Genomic DNA, 18264 nt, shown 5'->3' on the forward strand with positions numbered 1-18264 from the left:
TCGCCCGAGGGGAAGGGGACATGAAGCCGATGCAGTATGCGGGTCTTGCGACCCTGTCGCTGGCGAGCGCCGTCGCGTTCGCGCAATCCGCTCCCGTGCAGGCGCTGCCGCCGTTTCCGCCCGACGCGCCGGCCGAATGGGTCTGCGCCGAATCGCCGCCGGAGCCCTCGCCGCAGGACATCGCCGCGTGGTGCAAGGCCCATCCGAACCGCGGGCAGCGCGCGTCGTTCCCGGATCTGCCGGCCGAAATCTCCGATCTGTCGGCGAAGAACCGCTTCGATTTCGCGCTGCGCAGCTTCCTGCGCGACCGCACCTACCGCAAATACGGCTGGATCGCCGACCGCGACTGGCGCCTGACCGGTCCCTATGCCGGCGACTTTCCCGACGGCAAGAGATACGGCGTGCATCCGGCGGTGCGCGTGTGGTATTCGCCCGAGGTGACCGACTGGCTGTGCGGCGGACGTGCCGGCGAGCTGCCGACCGGCGCGATGATCATCAAGGAGATGCGGTCGATCGACCCGCAGGCGTTGAATATCGACACGAATGCGCAATGCATGGTGATCCGCAAGCCGGCCGAGCAGATCGAGCCGGGTTCGTGGACGGTGATGGTCAAACGCAAGGGCGCCACGCACGACGGCTGGTACTGGGCCAACCCGACGGCGAGCGGCGACGGCAACCCGCCGATCCTGACGTCGAGCGCCGTGACCGATCCCAAGTTCTTCGGCGCGAACCCCGACCGGCCGGCGAACAACCCGTGCTGGTATCCGACCGGCGATCTCTTCACCAATACGGCCTGCGAGCAGCCGGGCAAGCCGCCGAGCCAGAAGCTCGCCGACGTGGTCACGCCGTACAGCCTGTTCGGCGCGTACTGCATGAACTGCCACGCGTCGGCCGAGAAAGAACTCACTTTTGCCGCTTTGGACAATGTGCTGACGTCGGGCCTCTTGTACCGGCATTTCGGCGAGCCGGCCGCGCCGAAGACGGCGACGGGCCTCGTCGGCATGCTCAACGTGACGGACCCGGGCTTCGACGATCGCGGCGGCGCCGAGCACGGCGACGCGCACAACACCGAAGCCGGCGAGGCGAAGCTGCGCGCGGCGCAGCGCCAGGCGTGGGCCTTCAGCCAGCCGCAGCCGCAGCCGGCGCCGCAGTTCGCGGCGTCGTTCGGCACGCTGGGGCCGACCGATTTCGCGTCCGCGTGGCGCTTCCACCTGCCGGCCGAGAGCTTCGACCACCGCACGGCGGGCGCCCTCAAGCCGGGGTTGTTCCTGACGTCGGACCAGTGCCAGGGCTGCCACGACGCGACCGTGTCGAACGACGCGACGCCGAACATGCTGATCGACGATCCGGAAACCGGCAACGCGATCAACGTGTCGATGTACGGCGAATGGCGCGCCTCGCCGATGGGCCTCGCCGGACGCGATCCGGTGTTCTTCTCGCAGCTGCAGAGCGAGACCAATCGCCTGCCGGGTCTCACCGAGTGCATCGAGAACACGTGCCTGCACTGCCATGGCGTGATGGGCCAGCGGCAGCTGGCGATGGATACGCGCAAGGCCGACGCGAAGTGCAGAAACCTGTTCGCGGTCGCGCCGCCGCCGCAGGTGCCGTTCGGCGATCCGTTCCGGCTCGGCCTCGTCACGCGCTATCAGTCGTCCGACGATCCGAACGGCTACGGCAATCTCGCGCGCGACGGTATTTCGTGCGCGGTCTGCCATCGCATCGACAAGGCCGCGCTCGGCACCGAGGCGAGCTTCACCGGCAACTGGGTCGCGGGTACCGACGACAGGATCTTCGGTCCGTTCGACGACGTGATCGTCGACCCGATGAAGAACGCGCTCGGCATCACGCCCGAGCACGGCGAGCAGATCAAGAGTTCGGACCTGTGCGGCAGCTGCCACAACATCCTGCTGCCGGTGCTCGACAACGACGGGCGACCGCATCCGGTGCACGTGCCGGGCGGCGGCACGGTCACGAGCACGTACGAGCAGACGACGCACCTGGAATGGACCAACAGCGTGTTCGCGCGCGGCGCGACGTTCCAGTCGTGCCAGGACTGCCACATGCCGAACCGCTACAAGTCGCTGAGCCTCGCCGGCACGAAGATCGCGAACATCGAATCGGAAGACTTCGCGCCGACGACGCACCGGCTGCCGGACGAGAAGATCACGCTGACCCCGCGCGACGGCTATGCGCGTCATTCGCTGCACGGCCTCAACGTGTTTCTCAACGAGATGTTCCAGCAGTTTCCGCTGCTGCTCGGCGTGCGCCAGATCGACTACATGGGCGCGAGCACGACGCAGCCGGGCCTCATCACCGCCGCCGAATCGATGGTGCGCATGGCCAGGCACGAAACCGCCGACATCGCGATCAAGGACGTGATTCGCGCCGGCGACACGTTCTCCGCGACCGTGCGCGTGACGAACAAGACGGGCCACTTCCTGCCGTCGGGCGTGGGTTTCCGCCGCGCGTTCATCGAATTCGTCGCCGAAGATTCAAGCGGCCGAGCGATCTGGGCGTCGGGCCGCACCGATGCGCTCGGCTTCCTGCTCGACGGGTTGAGCGACCGCCGGCTGCCGACCGAAAACGGCGTCGCGCAGCGCGAGTTCCAGCCGCACTACCAGCGCATCACGAACAGCGGCCAGGTGCAGATCTACCAGGAGCTGATCAAGGATTCGTCCGGTTATCTCACGACCTCGTTCCTGCGTCGCGTGCAGCCGGTCAAGGACAACCGCCTGCGTCCGCGCGGTTTCGATCCGAAGCTGTTCCTGGCCAACGCGTCGCCTTACATCCGCATCCTCGGCGAAGTGGAAGGCGAGGCCGCGAACGACCCGTACTACACCGACCCCGCGCTGACCGGCGCCGACGAGGTGCGCTACGACATCCGCCTGCCGCCCGGCGACATCGCGCGCATCGCACGCGTGCGGGCGACGCTGTACAACCAGAGCATCCCGCCGTTCTACCTGCAGCAGCGCTTCGCCGACGCGAAGGCCGGCCCGGCGCAGAGCGGCGAGATCCAGCGGCTGTACTACCTCACGAGCCATCTCAACACGGGGCCGGGTTCGCGGATCGAAAACTGGAAGCTGCCGCTGGTGACGGCTGCGGCACCGGTGCGGTGAGGGCTTTTCAGTCGCGGACCATGTACCGATGCGCCGGCGGCAAGGCTTCCGGATAGGCCGCGTCGACGAAACCCAGGCGGCGGTACAAGCGATACGCCGCCTGGTTGTGTTCGAGCACGAACAGCGAATCGCCGGCGACGCCGAGCGTCCGGCGGCCGATGGCGGCGAGTTCGCGGATCAGCGCCGTGCCGCAGCCTTGGCCGCGCGCGTCCGGCGCGATCGCCAGCCGCGCGAGGTGGCAGCGGTCGAGCCGGCGGTAGTACTGGCCGAAGCCCAGGAGCGCGCCGTCGTCGCCGACGAGCGCGTACGACGGCAGTTCGAGGTGCGTGTCCTCGCGAAACGTCAGCGCGTCGAACGGATAGCGAAACGGCGCGCCGCCCCAGACGAGCGTCGCGTCGGCGTCGGGAAACCACGTCATCATCTGCGCAAGGTGCGCGTCTTCGATCGGGATCAGGCGCATCGTCGTTCCTTCGCGGCGTCGGTCCGGCGATCAGACCACAGCACCGCCGTTCAATCGAGAGCCGCTGCCGCCGCGAGCCCCGATACCACGCCGAGCGACGGATCGCCGACGACGAGCCGCACGTCCGGAAACTGCGTGCGGATCGCGTTCTGGATCGCCGGCGCGCGCGACGAGCCGCCGGTCAGGAAGATCGACTCGGGCGTCTCGCCGATGTCGCCGCGCGCGCGCTGCAGCAGCGCGCGCAGGCGGTCGAGAAAATCGGCGTACGCGGCGTCGAGGTGCGAGCGGTCGAGATCGACCGCGAGATCGTGCTCGACGAAGCCGAGGTCGACGCGGCCGTGCGCGTGTTCGCCCAGATGGATCTTCATGCGCTCGGCCTGCCGGTTGAGCTGCGACGTCGCGCCGAAGCGCTGCAGCGCGGTCAGCCGCTGGCGGAACGGCGGCGGCGCGTTGCGGTATTCGTGTCCGCGAAATTCGCGCTGCTGCGGCGGGCTGTGCACGCTCGCCGCCTCGCGGAAGTGGTGCACCGGTATGCCCGGCTCGCCGCGGCCGAACAGCGGCATGAACGCGTGCAGCGACAGTTCGATGTCGATGTCGGTGCCGCCCTTGGGCAGGCCCCAGCTGCCGAAGATGCGCGGTGCGCGTTCCGGGCCGCCGACCAGCGCATACGCGACGTCGGTCGTACCGCCGCCGACGTCGACGATCAGGCTGCGCTCGGGCGTCGCGCGCTGCGTGTGGTAGTGCATCGCCGCCGCGGCCGGCTCTTCCATGAACGACACGTCCTCGAAGCCGGCGGCGTTCGCCGCTTCGGTCAGCATCTCCAGCGCCTGCTGCGTGCCCTGCGGCCCGAGCGCGCTCTTGAACTCGACCGGCCGGCCGAGGATCGCGGCGCGCACCGGCGTTTCGAGCTGTCGCGTCGCCGACAGCCGGATGTGTTCGAGCACGTGCGTGGCGATGTGCAGAATGATCTTTTTCGCATTCGGCAGAAGATTGTAGCCGAGCATCGATTTCGGCGATTCGACGAGATGGCCGTAGCCGTCGCTGATGTAGGCCTCGATCGCGTCGTCGCCGAATACCGCGTCGTTGACGCTGACCGCGGCGCCGCGCGATTCGCGCACGCGCCGGTCCATCCAGCCGGCGCGCACGCTGCGCAGCGCGGCGGCGCGCAGCTGGTCTTCGCTGCGCTGCACGGGTTCGGATGCGAGCGCGAGCGCCTCGACGCGGCGTTCGGCCGGCAGCGCGTTCGCTTCGGCGACGCGCCGGCGCCACGCGTCGAGCGCGTTGCGGTGCGCGGCGCGTGCCGAGCGCATGTGGGCGTCGACCTGGGCGTCGAGTTCGTCGGTCAGCACGAAGTCGTTCGGGTCGGGCACCGCGGCCGGAAAGAACACGGCCGTGCGAAACTGCTTCTCGTCGCCGAAGCGGATGCCGTGCAGGCGCCCGCCGATCGACGCGGCAGCGGCCGAATAGCTGGTTCCGAAGTCGATTCCGATCTGCATGTCGCGCGCCCGGGGTAGCGAGGGCGCGCGAGTGTAGTGGCGGATGCGCCGCTAGGCGAGTGCCGGGCGGCGTTCGCGGCGGATGCGCAGCACCTGCCACGCGCCGAAGATCAGAAAAACGACGAACACCGCGCCGATCGCGGCCTTGAGGTTCGGATCTTCCGGTCCCGTCGCGAGCGGCGCGCCTTCGGGCACGCGCGTCGCCGTTTCGGTGAATGCCGGAATGAAGTGGAAGAACACCGTCGTCGTATAGCCGACGACCGCGACGATGCGCGCGAACGAACCCGGCTGCGCGCGTCGTTCGGCGAGCCAGGCGACGAGCAGCGCGACGAGCGTCAGGATCGACAGCGCATGCGGCGGCCCGAACGTGCCGTGGCGGAAGATGAACAGGCCGGTCACGCAGGTCGCGATCGTAAATAGCACGTAGACCTTGCCGGTGCGGCCGGCCCATGCGATTTCGCGGTACTTCGCCAGGAGATACAGGCCCGAGAACAGCGAGACGAGACTGATCGCGGTGTGGACCATGCCGAACGGGGTGATGCCGAACATCGGGGTGACCTCGCAGCCGGAACGACCGCGACGGTAAAACGAAGACGCGTTCGCCGCCACACCCGTTCGGGTGAGTCGCGGAGGGCGCGAGCCCTGCAAAGTCCGCGCGCCGGCCGGTGCGGATCGACCGGCGTGATGCCCGGACGGGCCGCGCGATTCGAACGGCGATGGCGCTCTTCAGGCGCCGGGGCGGGGGGACAACGCGGTTTCGACGTCGCCGAACGACGGACGCAGCGCGTCGAAGCTGTCCCAGAATCGCCGCGCGTACCTGCCGGCAGTCGCTTCGAACGCGTCGACGTCGGAAAGCTGGTCCATCGGCACGATGCGCGAACTTTGCACCGAAACCGCCTCGTCGCCGTTGACGACCTGAAAAATGATGCGAATGCCTTTCACAGCCAGTAAGCCCGCGCCCGTAACGTGCTCGAAAGTATAGATGGCGTGAAACGCGCCGGCGCGCCCGGCACAACATGTTGCGGTTGTACAGATTTGTTTCGCGCGCGGTGACGGGTTTTTCCGGCCCGTTGCGTACTTGGTCACGACCTCGACACCGGAGCCAGACGCGTGACCCCCTTCGATCGATCCGACCCGTCTTTGCCGCGGCGCTCGCCGCCGCGATGCCCGCGGCCTACGCCGTCAACGTCAGTCCGCACGGCGACGGCCAGGTGCTGATCTGGCCGTACTACACGGCGAACGCCGGCAACAGCACGCTGTTGTCGATCGTCAACGACAGCGCGCAGACGAAGGCGCTGAAGCTGCGCTTTCACGAGGGCGTGAACGGGCGCGTCGTATTCGCGGCCAACCTGTATCTCGGCGCGGGCGACATGTGGACGGCCGGCGTGTTCGCGTCGCCGGACGGCACGGCCGCGCTCGTCACCGACGATCCGAGCTGCGCGGTACCCGACCTGCGGGGCGACCCGGCGCTCCCGTCGCTGCCCGACGGACGCCGCTACACGCCGTTCTCGACGGCCGACTTCACCGGCGCGCGCGCCGACGGCGGCCCGGCGACGGTCGCGCGCACGCGCGAAGGGCATATCGAGATCATCGAGATGGGCAAGCTGTCGGGCGCGTCGGCGCAAGCCGCGCAGATGCGCTACGACGCGACGCCGCGGCCGCACGACTGCGCGCGGCTCGTCGATGCGTGGAAGCCCGGCGGCTACTGGTCGGCGAACCCGGCCGCCGACGTCGCCGCGCCGGCCGGCGGACTCGTCGGCAACGCGACGATCGTCAACGCCGCGCGCGGTTCGGTGCTCGGCATCGCCGCGACCGCGCTCGACGGGTTCAGCGTGCGCTCGCGGCACACGGGCCCCGGCGATGCGCATCCGAATCTCGCCGACGCGGTGACCGACGAGAACACCGGCGTCGCCTCGGCGTTCGTCTCGTTCGGTACGCGCACCGTGCGCGCCGACTATCCGGCCTCGCGCGCGATCGACGCGGTCAGCGCGGTGCTCGCGACGCCCTACACGATGGGCGAAACGATCGACGCGAGCGACGGATCGGCCGCGACAGAATGGGTGATGACCGCGCCGACGAAGCGCTTCTATGTCGATCCCGCGCTCGGAAGCCCGGTGCTCGGCCAGGCCCCGTTCAACCAGCGCTTCGGCGAACCGCGGCCGGGGCAGGCGTGCCGCGTCAACGGCACGGGCTACGTACCCGCGGCGTACGATCGCGACGCGCAGCCGCTCGGCGGCTTTCCCGAGCCGCCGCCGACGCCGATGCTGTGCTTCGATACCACGGTGCTCACGACGACGTCGCCGGCGCCGGTGCCGACGCCCGTGCTCGGCGCGTCGAACGCGAACGGCGAGGCCGCGTTCGACGAGGGCTATCTGCGGCTGCTGTGGCGCGGCGCCGCGCTCGCGCCGGCGATCGGCGGGCAGGTATTCGCCGGCCTGCCGGTGATTGGCGTGCAGGCCACGAACTGGTTCAACGGCAACATCGTGCCGGGCGTGCGGGCGAACTACGCCCTGGCGCTGCCGCTGCGCGGCACGAGCGAATGCATCGACGGCGACCCCGGCTGCTGGTGACGTCCGCCGGACCGACGCCCCGTCCCCGACGAAAAGTTGTTGCTGTCGCGCTCGACAGGCCGCGGGATCCTTGCGCTAGTATCCGCCGTTCATTCACGTACGGTCAGCGGGCTGCCGTCGAGCCCGCCGGCCCGTGTGGTTCGGGAAAAGATACAAGGCGCCAATGGAACAAAGGGAAATAGTCCAGCGCCACGGCGCGACCGAGCTGCCGCTGCCGCTGCCCACGTTCGTGGGCTTCGTCGCCGCCGTCATCGTGGTCATCGTGATCGCGCTGCTGTTCCAGCGCGTGCTCGACGATCGTTCGGTCGCGGCCGAACGCGTCACGCACACGGTGACGCTGAACGCGAAGCTCGAAACGCTGGTCTCGACCGTCAAGGATGCCGAAACGGGCCAGCGCGGCTTTCTGCTGACGAACGAATCGGAATACCTCCAGCCGTACGTCACGGCGCGCGACGACATCAAGTCGCAGATCGCCGAGCTCGGCGAACTGATCGGCGACGACGCGACGCAGCAGCGGCGCCTCGCGTCGACCGGAAGCGTCCTCGCGGACAAGTTCGCCGAGTTGGAGGAAACCATCGCGCTGCAGCGCGACGGCAAGCCGGACGCGGCGCTGGCGATCGTGCGGTCGGATCGCGGCAAGACGACGATGGACGCGTTCCGGCAGGTCATCGGACAGATGATCGACAGCGAGCGCGCGCAGCTCGACCTTCGCCAGCGCGAATGGTCGGCGACGGCGGCGCGGTCGCGCTTCGTCGTCTGGTCGGGTTCCGGGCTGCTGCTGGCCTTGATCGTCATCGGCGCGGTGATGGCCTCTCGCGACTACCGCGCGCGCGAAACCCAGAACTGGCTGCGCGCCGGGCAGTCGGGGTTCGCCGCGTGCATTCTCGGCGAGCAGCGGCTCGAAGCGCTCGGCGATCGCGTGCTCGAATTTCTCGCGGCCTATCTCGGCGCGCAGGTCGGTGCCGTGCACATCGTCGAGGACGGCGGATTGCGCCGCCGCGCCGCGTACGCGCTCGCGTCCGACGCGCCGTCGGCGTTCGTCGCGGCCGGCACCGGCCTTGCGGGCCAGGCGTTCAAGGAGCGCCGCCTGCTGCACGTGCGCGACGTGCCGGCCGGCTGGCTGGACGTGTCGACCGGCATCGGCCGCGGACGCCCTGCAGAGGTTCTCGTCGTCCCCGCGCTCGTCGACGGCGAGGTGCAGGCCGTCGTCGAACTCGGCTTCTTCCGCCGCGTCGACGCGGCCGACCGCGATCTGCTCGGGCGCGTCGCCGATGCGCTCGGGGTCGCGGTGCGATCGTCGAAGGACCGTACGCGGCTCGAAGACCTGCTCGAAGAAACGCAGCGCCAGGCCGAAGAGCTGCAGACGCAGCAGGAAGAACTGCGCGTGAACAACGAGGAGCTCGAAGAGCAGGGCCGCGTGCTCCGGGAGGCCCGCAGCGATCTCGAAACGCAGCAGGCCGAACTGGAGCAGACGAACACGCGCCTGGAAGAGCACACGCAGGTGCTCGCGATGCAGAAGGAGTCGCTGACCGAGGCGCAGGCGGTACTGGCGCTCAAGGCCGGCGAACTCGAGCGCGCGAACCAGTACAAGAACGAATTTCTCGCGAACATGAGCCACGAGCTGCGCACGCCGCTCAATTCGACGCTGATCCTCGCCAAGCTGCTCGCCGACAACAAGCACGGCAATCTCACCGAAGAACAGGTGAAGTTCGCGCGCACGATCTCGTCGGCCGGCAACGACCTGCTCGCGCTGATCAACGACATCCTCGATCTTTCGAAGATCGAGGCCGGCAAGGTCGACGTCGTGGCGCAGCCGGTCTCCGTCGCGCAGACGGTCGAATCGCTCGCGCGGACGTTCGAGCCGGTCGCGCAGCAAAAGCGCCTCGGCTTTTCGCTGGCGGTCGAACCGGGCACGCCCGAACGCATCGAGACCGACGTCCAGCGCCTCGGGCAGATCCTGAAGAACCTCGTGTCGAACGCGCTCAAGTTCACCGACCGCGGCGAGGTGTCGGTGACCGTGCGCGCCGCCGGCGACGACGGCATCGCGTTCGCCGTGCGCGACACCGGCATCGGCATCGCCGATTCGCAGCAGGGCCTCATCTTCGAGGCGTTCCGGCAGGCCGACGGCAGCACGCATCGCAAATACGGCGGCACCGGGCTCGGACTGTCGATCTCGCGGCACCTGGCCCATCTTCTGGGCGGCGACCTCACCGTGAGCAGCGCGCCGGGCGAGGGCAGCGTATTCACGCTGACGCTGCCGCGCGTGCACGCCGGACCGGTGCAGGCGAAGGCGGCTGTCGCCGTCGCGCCGCCCGCGGCGGCGCCGGCGCCGCGCCCCGCCGCGCCGGCGCCGGTCGTCGAACCGAACGACGACCGCCACAGCCTCGCGCCGGGCGCGCGCACGATCCTCGTGATCGAGGACGACGTGCACTTCGCGGCGATCCTGCGCGATCTCGCGCACGAGATGGATTTCCAGAGCGTCGTCACGCATACCGCGAACGAAGGGCTCGCCGCCGCGGCGACGTACCTTCCGAACGCGATCCTGCTCGACATGAACCTGCCGGACCATTCCGGCCTCGGCGTGCTCGACCAGCTCAAGCGCGATCCGCGCACGCGGCACATTCCGGTGCACGTCGTGTCGGTCGCCGACTATTCGCACGAGGCGATGGAGCTCGGCGCGGTCGGCTACGCGTTGAAGCCCGTCAAGCGCGAGCAGCTCGTCGACGCGCTGCACAAGCTCGAGGCGAAGTTTTCGCAGGGGCAGCGGCACGTGCTCATCGTCGAGGACGACGCGCGCCAGCGCGACAGCATCCGCGCGCTGCTCGGCACCGGCGACATCCGCATCACCGACGCGCCGACGGCCGCCGCTGCGCTCGCGCACCTCGACGCCGCGACGTTCGACTGCATGGTGATGGACCTCAACCTGCCGGACATGAGCGGCTTCGACCTGCTCGAAGCGATGGCGAGCCGCGACGACGGCGCGTTTCCGCCGGTGATCGTCTACACCGGGCGCTCGCTGTCGCGCGACGAGGAACAGGCGCTGCGGCGCTTCTCGCGGTCGATCATCATCAAGGACGCGCGTTCGCCCGAGCGCCTGCTCGACGAGGTGACGCTGTTCCTGCACCAGGTCGAAGCCGACCTGCCGCCCGAATCGCAGCGGATGCTGGCGCTGTCGCGCGATCGCGAGTCGACGTTCGAGGGCCGCCGCGTGCTCATCGTCGAGGACGACGTGCGCAACGTGTTCGCGCTCGCGAGCGTGCTCGAACCCAAGGGCGCGAAAGTGGACATCGCGCGCAACGGCATCGAGGCGATCGAGGCGCTGACGCGCGTCGCCGGCACGCCCGACACGTACGACCTCGTGCTGATGGACGTCATGATGCCCGAGATGGACGGACTGACCGCGATGCGCGAGATCCGCAAGCGGCCGGACTGGCGCCGCCTGCCGATCATCGCGCTGACGGCCAAGGCGATGCGCGACGACCAGGAGAAATGCCTCGCGGCAGGCGCGAACGACTACATCGCCAAGCCGCTCGACGTCGAAAAGCTCCTGTCGCTCGCGCGCGTGTGGATCCAGAAGTGACGGCGAGCGTGGACGCCCGGACGACCGACATCGAGCTGAAACTCTTGATCGACGCGATCTTTCATCGCTTCCACTACGATTTCCGCGGCTACGCGCAGGCGTCGCTCAAGCGGCGGCTGACGGCCGCGTGCGAGCGCTTCGACTGCGCGACGCTGTCGCAGCTGCAGGACAAGGTGCTGCACGATCCCGAGACGTTTCCGGGGCTGCTCGACTATCTCACCGTGCAGGTCAGCGACATGTTTCGCGACCCGGCGTATTTTCGCGCGCTGCGCGAACGCGTCGTGCCGCATCTGCGCACGTATCCGTCGCTGAAAGTCTGGGTGGCCGGTTGCAGCAGCGGCGAGGAGGTGTACTCGCTCGCGATCCTCCTGCGCGAGGAAGACCTGCTCGACCGCACGCTGATCTACGCGACCGACATCAACACCGGCGCGCTGCGCCGCGCCGAAGCCGGCGTCTATCCGATCGACCGCATTGCCGGTTTCACCGAAAACCACCGGCGCTCCGGCGCGCGCACGTCGCTGTCGGACTACTACACCGCCGCCTACGGCCGCGCCGTCTTCGACAAATCGCTGAAGAAGAACGTGGTGTTTTCGGATCACAGCCTCGCGACCGACAGCGCGTTCGCCGAGGTGCATCTCGTGTCGTGCCGAAACGTGCTGATCTATTTCAACCGCGCGCTGCAGGATCGTGCGCTCGGACTCTTCCGCGAGGCGATCTGCCGGAAGGGCTTCCTGGGCATCGGCACGAAGGAATCGCTGAACTTTTCGGCGCACGCGCAGGCGTTCGAGGAACTCGATCGCGAACAGCGGCTGTACCGCAAGCGGGGTGACGCATGAGCGCGCAGCCGTCGCGGCCCGGCGTATCGGCGGTCGCCGTCGGCGCGTCCGCCGGCGGGGTCGAGGCGCTGATTCGCCTGTTGTCGGCGCTGCCGGCCGACTGGCCGGCGGCGCTGCTCGTCGTGCTGCATCTGCCGCGCGACCGCCCGAGCCTGCTCGTCGACCTGTTCGCGCCGCGCTGCGCGCTGCGCGTCGTCGAGGCGATCGACAAGGAGCCGATCGTGCCGGGCACGGCGTACATCGCGCCGCCGGACTACCACTTCCTCGTCGAAGCGGGCGAGGCCGGCGAACCGCCGCACGCCGCGCTTTCCGTCGACGATTTCGTGCAGTACTCGCGCCCGTCGATCGACGTCCTGTTCGAATCGGCGGCCGACGTGTTCGGCCCGCGCCTCGCCGGCGTGATTCTTACCGGCGCGAACGACGACGGCGCCGCGGGCCTGCGCGCGGTGCGCCGCGCCGGCGGCGTCGGGCTCGTACAGGATCCCGACGAGGCGCACGCGTCCGCGATGCCGATCGCATCGCGCGACGCCGGCGCCGATTTCGTCCTGCCGCTCGCCGGCATCGTCCATTGGTTGCAATCGCAGCATGAGGCCGTTTCGCCATGACCGTCCGTCCGTCCGACTTCGCCGAGCTGCCGCCGGTGACGTGTCTCATCGTCGACGACCTCGAAGAAAACCTGATCGCGCTGTCGGCGCTGCTCCGGCGCGACGGCGTGACGCTCGTCACCGCCAGATCCGGCGCCGAAGCGCTCGAACACCTGCTCGTGCACGACGTGGCGCTCGCGCTCGTCGACGTGCAGATGCCCGACATGGACGGCTTCGAGCTCGCCGAGCTCATGCGCGGCACCGAGCGCACGCGGCAGGTGCCGATCATTTTCGTGACGGCCGGCGCGCGCGACGAGCACCGCCTGTTCCGCGGCTACGAAAGCGGCGCGGTCGACTTCCTGTACAAGCCGATCGAGCCGCACCTCGTGCGCAGCAAGGCCGACGTCTTCTTCCAGCTGTACCGCCAGAAACGGCGCCTGGCGCAGGAACTGAAGGAGCGCACCGAAACGCTGCGCCTGTCGGAGATGTTCAGCGCGATGCTCGGGCACGACCTGCGCAATCCGCTCGCGACGATCATCGGCTCGGCGCAGCTCCTGCCGCGCATGACCCGCGATCCGGAAATCCTGCGCGTGGCCGAACGCATGGAAGCGAGCGGCATGCGCATGAACCGCATGATCGGCGACATGCTCGATCTCGCGCGCGCGCGCCTCGCCGGCGGCATTCCGGTACACGCCGAGCCCGCGGACCTGCGCGTCATCGTCGACAAGGTGGTGCAGGAATACGCCGCGACCTGGCCGCACCGGCGCATCGACCTGCACGCGTCGGGCGACCTCGCGGGCGAATGGGACGCCGACCGCATCGCGCAGATCGCGGGCAACCTCGTCGGCAACGCGTTGCAGCACGGCGACGCCGAGGCGCCGGTGGACGTTTTCCTCGACGGCCGCGAGCGCGCGACGGTCGAACTGACGGTCGCCAATGCCGGCACGATTCCGGACGACGTGCTGCCGTACGTCTTCGATCCGTTCCGACGCGCGCGCCAGCACGGACGCAGCGACGGGCTCGGGCTCGGTCTGTACATCGCGCGGCAGCTCGCGCAGTCGCATCGCGGCACGATCGAGGTGGACGCGGCCGGCAACCGCATCGCGCTGCGCGTGCGGCTGCCGCGCCGCGCGGGCGAGGCGTAGGCTGCGCCTCAGCCGGCGTCGGTGCCCGGCGGATTTTGCGGCGCCTGCGTCGTCCGTGCCGCCGCCGGGCCGAACAGCGCGCTGCCGGCACGGAAGCCGCCTTCGAGTTCGAGTTCGAGACGCTTGCGGTCGCGTTCGCGAATGCGCGTGCGGATATCGGCGATCTCGGCCTGCGACGCGCCGAGCGTTTCGAGCGCCGCGGCGCCGAGCACGATCGCCGATTCGAACGTCTCGCGCACCTGCAGCCCGACGCCGGCGCGGATGAGGTCGAGGCTGTGGCGGCGGTCCGACGCGCGCGCGATCACCGGCACGCCGGGAAACTCCGACTGCATCAGTCGCGCGATCGCGGTGCCGTCCTCGGCCTTGTCCACGCAGATCATCACGACGCGCGCGCGGCCGGCGCCGGCCGCGTGCAGGATGTCCAGTCGCGTGCCGTCGCCGTACAGCACGCGGAAATCGAACTCGCGCGCGGTGTCGATCATTTCCACGTCGGTGTCGATGATCGTGATGTCGTAGCCGCGCGCGAACAGGAACTGGCTCGCGATCTGGCCGACGCGGCCGAAGCCGATGACGAGCGCGGTGCCGGTCTGCTCGACCGGCCGCTCGTAGCCGTCGGCCGACGGACCCGAGCGGCGGCGCACCGCGTTGAGCGCGACGATCGCGAGCGGCGTGAGCACCATCGACAGGATGATGATGGCCGTGAGAATCGCGTTCTGTTCGCCGTCGATGATGCCGGCCGCCGCGGCCGCGCCGTACAGCACGAAGGCGAATTCGCCGCCTTGCGCCATGAACACCGCGCGGTCGGCCGCCTCGCGATGCGCCGAGCGGAACAGCCGCGCGACCGCGTAGATCACGAGCGCCTTCACGACCATGTACGCGGCGACGTACGACAGGATCATGCGCCAGTTCGCCGCGACGACGGCGAGATCGAGGGACATGCCGACCGCGAGAAAGAACAGCCCGAGCAGCACGCCGCGGAACGGTTCGACGTCCACTTCCAGCTGATGCCGATAGGTCGATTCGGACAGCAGCACGCCGGCGACGAACGCGCCCATCGCCATCGACAGGCCGCCCAGTTCCATCGCGTAGGCCGAGCCGAGCACGACGAGCAGCGCGGCGGCCGTCATCACCTCGCGGGCGCGCGCGTTCGCGAGCACGCCGAACAGCGGATTGAGCAGATAGCGGCCCGCGAGGACGAGCGCGACGATCGATCCGGCGCCGATGCCGATCGCCTTCCAGTCGATGCCTTGATGCTGCGCGGCGGCGCCCGGCGCGATAGGCGCGAGAAACGCGACGAGCGCGAGCAGCGGCACGATCGCGAGGTCTTCGAGCAGCAGGATCGCGACGATGCGCTGGCCGCCGTCGGACGCGAGCTCGCCGCGTTCCTCCAGCAGCTGCATCACGATGGCCGTCGACGTCAGCACGAAACCGGCGCCGGCGACGAACGACGGCGCGATCGGAAAGCCGCCGGCGATGCCGACCGCGGTCAGCAGCAGCGCGCAGCCGATCACCTGGACGAGGCCGAGGCCGAAGATCTGCTTGCGCAGGCCCCACAGGCGCGACGGCTGCATTTCGAGGCCGATGATGAAGAGGAACATCACGACGCCGAGTTCGGCCATCTGCAGGATCGACGCGGGCTCGGTGAACACGCGCAGGCCGAACGGCCCGATCGCCACGCCGCCGGCGAGATAGCCGAGCACCGATCCGAGGCCGAGCCGCTTGAACAGCGGCGCGGCGACGACGGCCGCGCCGAGCAGCGTGATGACCGGGAGCAGGTCGATACCGTGATGTTCGACTGACATGGACACTCGCTTCGTAGCCTCATCGGACGGGCGCGAGCATAGCGGTTCCGGCGCTCCGGGCGATCAGCGGCCCACGAGCTTCTGCAGATGCTCGGGATAGCGCGCACCCTGCACCGTGATCGCCGCCGCGGCGGTCTCGATGTGGCGCAGGTCGTCGGCGGTCAGCTCGACGTTCGCCGCGCCGAGGTTTTCGTCGAGGCGGTGCCGCTTCGTCGTGCCGGGAATCGGCACGATCCACGGTTTTTGCGCCAGCAGCCACGCGAGCGCGATCTGTGCGCGCGTCGCGCCCTTGAACGCCGCGATGCCGCCGAGCACGTCGACCAGCGCCTGGTTCGCGCGGCGCGCCTCGGGCGAGAAGCGCGGCATGCCGTTGCGGAAGTCGCCGCTGTCGAACGTCGTGTCCGCGTCGATCGCGCCGGTGAGAAAACCCCTCCCGAGCGGACTGAACGGCACGAGGCCAATGCCGAGTTCCTCGAGCGTCGGCAGGATCTCGACCTCGGGCTCGCGCCACCACAACGAGTATTCGCTCTGCAGCGCCGCGACCGGCTGCACCGCGTGCGCGCGGCGGATCGTCTGCGCGCCCGCTTCCGACAGGCCGAAGTGCCTGACCTTGCCGGCGGCGATCAGGTCCTTCACGGCGCCGGCGACGTCTTCGATCGGCACGTCGGGGTCCACGCGATGCTGGTAGAAGAGGTCGATGACGTCGGTGTCGAGGCGCCTGAGCGACGCCTCGGCGACCTGCCGGATGTGCTCGGGGCGGCTGTCGAGGCCATGTTGCCTGCCGGTGTCGGGATCGATCGCGAAGCCGAATTTCGTCGCGATCACGACCCGGTCGCGGACCGGTGCGAGCGCTTCGCCGAGCAGCGTCTCGTTCGCGAACGGGCCGTATACCTCGGCCGTATCGAAGAAGGTCACGCCGTGATCGACCGCCGTGCGCAGCAGCGCGACGGCGTCGTTCTTTTCCGTGGCCGGCCCGTAGGCCGAACTCAGGCCCATGCAGCCGAGGCCGATCGCCGAAACATCAAGACCGCTGTGTCCGAGCTTGCGCGTTTTCATGGTGCGCTCCGATGAAGAAAGTGCCCAGTTTGCGCCGTGCGAGTGCCCGTGGCGACCGGTCAGCGCGATTCGAACCCGTTCGCGAAGATCGCATCCGGTGCGATGCTCGGGTTGACGAGCCGCACCACCGCGAGATCGATCAGCGGTTCCTCGCGCTGCGCCGCGCCGGCGATCACGAGGCGGCCGTCCTTCTGCAGCGCCATGCTGCCGGTTTCGCTCATCGGACCCTGCGGCGCGAGATCGCGCGCGAAGACGCCGCCGTCGGCGAACGTCGCGTCGAGCGCGCCCGCGGCCGTCGTGCGCACGACGAGGAACGTCTTCTTGACCGTCGGCGAGTAGTACGTCGCCGACGCGACGAGCTTGCCGTCGGGCTGCATGAGAAAGCCGGTCGTGTCGACGCCGAACGCGTCGGGCATGATCGACGGCCGCAGATAGCCCGGCGACGTGACATCGCCGAACGTCGTGTCGTTGCCGCCGTCGACATGCAGACGGCCGACGACGAGCGCGCGCTTGCCGTCGGCGTTCGTGTACTGCCCCGAGAACGCGATCGCGCCGTCGGCGCCGAGCACGATGCGTTCGATGTGATTCGCCGGCGAGTCGACGTCGGCCGCCTTGAACGTGCGGTGGCCGGTCTTCGCGAACGTCGTGTCGTAGCTGCCGTCGGCGTTGACGCGCGCGACCGCGAAGTCGCGGTCGATGCCTTCGCCCGTTTCGTAGCTGCCGGCCGCGACGACGGTGTCGTTTGCGCCGATCGCCACCGCGTCGAGCGAATTCGAACGCGCGCCGCCGTCCCAGTCGATCGCGAGCGTGCCGGTGCCGGCGAAGCCCGTGTCGATCACGCCGTCCGGCGTCAGGCGCGTGACCGTGCCGAACGTGTGGCCGAAGTCTTCGAGATTGTCGCCGGCGACGACGATGCGGCCTTGCGCATCGATCGCGAGCGCGTGGATGTCGGTGTACGCGAGGCGCGCGAAGCCCTGCGTGCCGAACGTCGCGTCGACGCTGCCGTCGGCCGCGAGGCGCACGACGAAGCCCGTGGCCGGCGCATGCGCGAGCGCGGTGCCGGCCGCGACGATGCGGCCGTCGTCGAGCACGTGCATCGCGTGGATCGCCTGGATGCGCGAGTCGGGTGCGATGTCGGGCAGCACCGCGAGACCGGGTATAGAGGCGTTCCCGAAACCGGCATCGACGCTGCCGTCGGCATTCAGGCGCGCGACCGTCGCGCGCAGCTCCGGCTCGAACGGCACTTCGGGATTGAAGCGGCTGCGAAAGCCGCCGAGCAGGATCTGTCCGTTCGGCAGCACGCTCGTCGCGTACGGATGCAGCTGTCGCGCCTCGACGTCGTCGGGTCGCACGAACGCGGCGCCCGCGTTGCCGAAACCGGGATCGAGCGTGCCGTCCGCGGCGCTCGTGGAGACGGCGGTCGTGGAAACGGCGCCCGCGGAGACGGCGATCGACAGCGCCAGCGTAAAGAAAGCAGATCTCGACAACGGCATGACGTGACCTCGTGCGGAAAGCGTCCGACGGTGCGGCAGGCTCGCCTGGCGCGCATTCGACGCGCGTAAAAACGCCGTCAGCGGAACGTCAGATCGGCATTCGCGGCGCGCGCGGCGTCGTTCGAT

At 69.3% G+C, this 18264-nt stretch carries 13 protein-coding genes; 6 read left to right on the plus strand and 7 right to left on the minus strand.

Going from position 1 to position 18264, the window contains the following annotated elements; genetic code table 11:
• The first annotated feature begins 20 nt into the window (after positions 1–20).
• On the plus strand, positions 21–3116 hold the full coding sequence (locus OD750_RS09150) for a hypothetical protein (RefSeq protein ID WP_263544954.1): 3096 nt from the start codon (positions 21–23) through the stop codon (positions 3114–3116).
• 7 nt (positions 3117–3123) lie between these two features.
• On the opposite strand, the gene OD750_RS09155 is transcribed toward OD750_RS09150, so the two are convergent.
• The 4 genes from OD750_RS09155 to OD750_RS09170 form a co-directional block, all read right to left on the minus strand.
• Positions 3124–3576, minus strand: coding sequence for a GNAT family N-acetyltransferase (locus OD750_RS09155; protein ID WP_263544953.1), 453 nt, complete (start codon positions 3574–3576; stop codon positions 3124–3126).
• Positions 3577–3626: 50 nt separating this feature from the next.
• Entirely contained in the window at positions 3627–5072 is a 1446-nt protein-coding gene (locus tag OD750_RS09160; protein ID WP_263544952.1) for an Hsp70 family protein, read from the minus strand.
• Positions 5073–5123: 51 nt separating this feature from the next.
• Positions 5124–5621, minus strand: coding sequence for a DUF2306 domain-containing protein (locus OD750_RS09165; RefSeq protein ID WP_263544951.1), 498 nt, complete (start codon positions 5619–5621; stop codon positions 5124–5126).
• A gap of 177 nt (positions 5622–5798) precedes the next feature.
• The gene (locus tag OD750_RS09170) at positions 5799–6158 is read right to left on the minus strand and encodes a hypothetical protein (RefSeq protein WP_263544950.1); all 360 of its coding nucleotides are present in this window, start codon (positions 6156–6158) and stop codon (positions 5799–5801) included.
• 77 nt (positions 6159–6235) lie between these two features.
• Here OD750_RS09170 and OD750_RS09175 point away from each other — a divergent pair, with 77 nt between their 5' ends.
• From OD750_RS09175 to OD750_RS09195, 5 genes are all read left to right on the plus strand, one after another.
• Positions 6236–7642: a hypothetical protein gene (locus tag OD750_RS09175; RefSeq protein WP_263544949.1), complete on the plus strand. Its 1407-nt coding sequence runs from the start codon at positions 6236–6238 to the stop codon at positions 7640–7642.
• Between the two features lie 163 nt (positions 7643–7805).
• Positions 7806–11222, plus strand: a complete 3417-nt coding sequence (locus OD750_RS09180) for a response regulator (RefSeq protein WP_263544948.1) — start codon at positions 7806–7808, stop codon at positions 11220–11222.
• Positions 11223–11230: 8 nt separating this feature from the next.
• A complete protein-coding gene (locus OD750_RS09185; RefSeq protein ID WP_263544947.1) occupies positions 11231–12058 on the plus strand; it encodes a CheR family methyltransferase in 828 nt (275 codons plus the stop codon).
• Positions 12055–12663, plus strand: coding sequence for a chemotaxis protein CheB (locus tag OD750_RS09190; RefSeq protein ID WP_263544946.1), 609 nt, complete (start codon positions 12055–12057; stop codon positions 12661–12663). Before OD750_RS09185 ends, OD750_RS09190 begins: the two co-directional genes overlap by 4 nt.
• Entirely contained in the window at positions 12660–13787 is a 1128-nt protein-coding gene (locus tag OD750_RS09195; RefSeq protein ID WP_263544945.1) for a hybrid sensor histidine kinase/response regulator, read from the plus strand. Before OD750_RS09190 ends, OD750_RS09195 begins: the two co-directional genes overlap by 4 nt.
• Positions 13788–13795: 8 nt before the next feature.
• Here the strand turns inward: OD750_RS09195 and OD750_RS09200 are convergent, their stop codons facing one another.
• The 3 genes from OD750_RS09200 to OD750_RS09210 all read right to left on the minus strand — a co-directional run bounded on the left by OD750_RS09200 (position 13796) and on the right by OD750_RS09210 (position 18138).
• Positions 13796–15589 carry a monovalent cation:proton antiporter-2 (CPA2) family protein gene (locus OD750_RS09200; RefSeq protein ID WP_336407555.1) on the minus strand — a complete coding sequence of 598 codons (1794 nt, stop codon included), beginning with the start codon at positions 15587–15589 and terminating at the stop codon, positions 13796–13798.
• Positions 15590–15652: 63 nt separating this feature from the next.
• Entirely contained in the window at positions 15653–16645 is a 993-nt protein-coding gene (locus tag OD750_RS09205) for an aldo/keto reductase (protein ID WP_263544944.1), read from the minus strand.
• A 59-nt stretch (positions 16646–16704) separates the two neighbouring features.
• On the minus strand, positions 16705–18138 hold the full coding sequence (locus OD750_RS09210) for a hypothetical protein (protein WP_263544943.1): 1434 nt from the start codon (positions 18136–18138) through the stop codon (positions 16705–16707).
• Positions 18139–18264 lie beyond the last annotated feature (126 nt).

This window comes from Tahibacter soli, assembly GCF_025717065.2.
In the GTDB taxonomy this organism is placed as follows: domain Bacteria; phylum Pseudomonadota; class Gammaproteobacteria; order Xanthomonadales; family Rhodanobacteraceae; genus Tahibacter; species Tahibacter soli.

Coding starts and splice junctions, on each gene's coding strand:
- OD750_RS09165 (WP_263544951.1), bottom strand. CDS start 5,621: ATGTTCGGCATCACCCCGTTCGGCATGGTCCACACCGCGATCAGTCTC.
- OD750_RS09155 (WP_263544953.1), bottom strand. CDS start 3,576: ATGCGCCTGATCCCGATCGAAGACGCGCACCTTGCGCAGATGATGACG.
- OD750_RS09200 (WP_336407555.1), bottom strand. CDS start 15,589: ATGTCAGTCGAACATCACGGTATCGACCTGCTCCCGGTCATCACGCTG.
- OD750_RS09180 (WP_263544948.1), top strand. CDS start 7,806: ATGGAACAAAGGGAAATAGTCCAGCGCCACGGCGCGACCGAGCTGCCG.
- OD750_RS09195 (WP_263544945.1), top strand. CDS start 12,660: ATGACCGTCCGTCCGTCCGACTTCGCCGAGCTGCCGCCGGTGACGTGT.
- OD750_RS09205 (WP_263544944.1), bottom strand. CDS start 16,645: ATGAAAACGCGCAAGCTCGGACACAGCGGTCTTGATGTTTCGGCGATC.
- OD750_RS09210 (WP_263544943.1), bottom strand. CDS start 18,138: ATGCCGTTGTCGAGATCTGCTTTCTTTACGCTGGCGCTGTCGATCGCC.
- OD750_RS09190 (WP_263544946.1), top strand. CDS start 12,055: ATGAGCGCGCAGCCGTCGCGGCCCGGCGTATCGGCGGTCGCCGTCGGC.
- OD750_RS09160 (WP_263544952.1), bottom strand. CDS start 5,072: ATGCAGATCGGAATCGACTTCGGAACCAGCTATTCGGCCGCTGCCGCG.
- OD750_RS09150 (WP_263544954.1), top strand. CDS start 21: ATGAAGCCGATGCAGTATGCGGGTCTTGCGACCCTGTCGCTGGCGAGC.
- OD750_RS09175 (WP_263544949.1), top strand. CDS start 6,236: ATGCCCGCGGCCTACGCCGTCAACGTCAGTCCGCACGGCGACGGCCAG.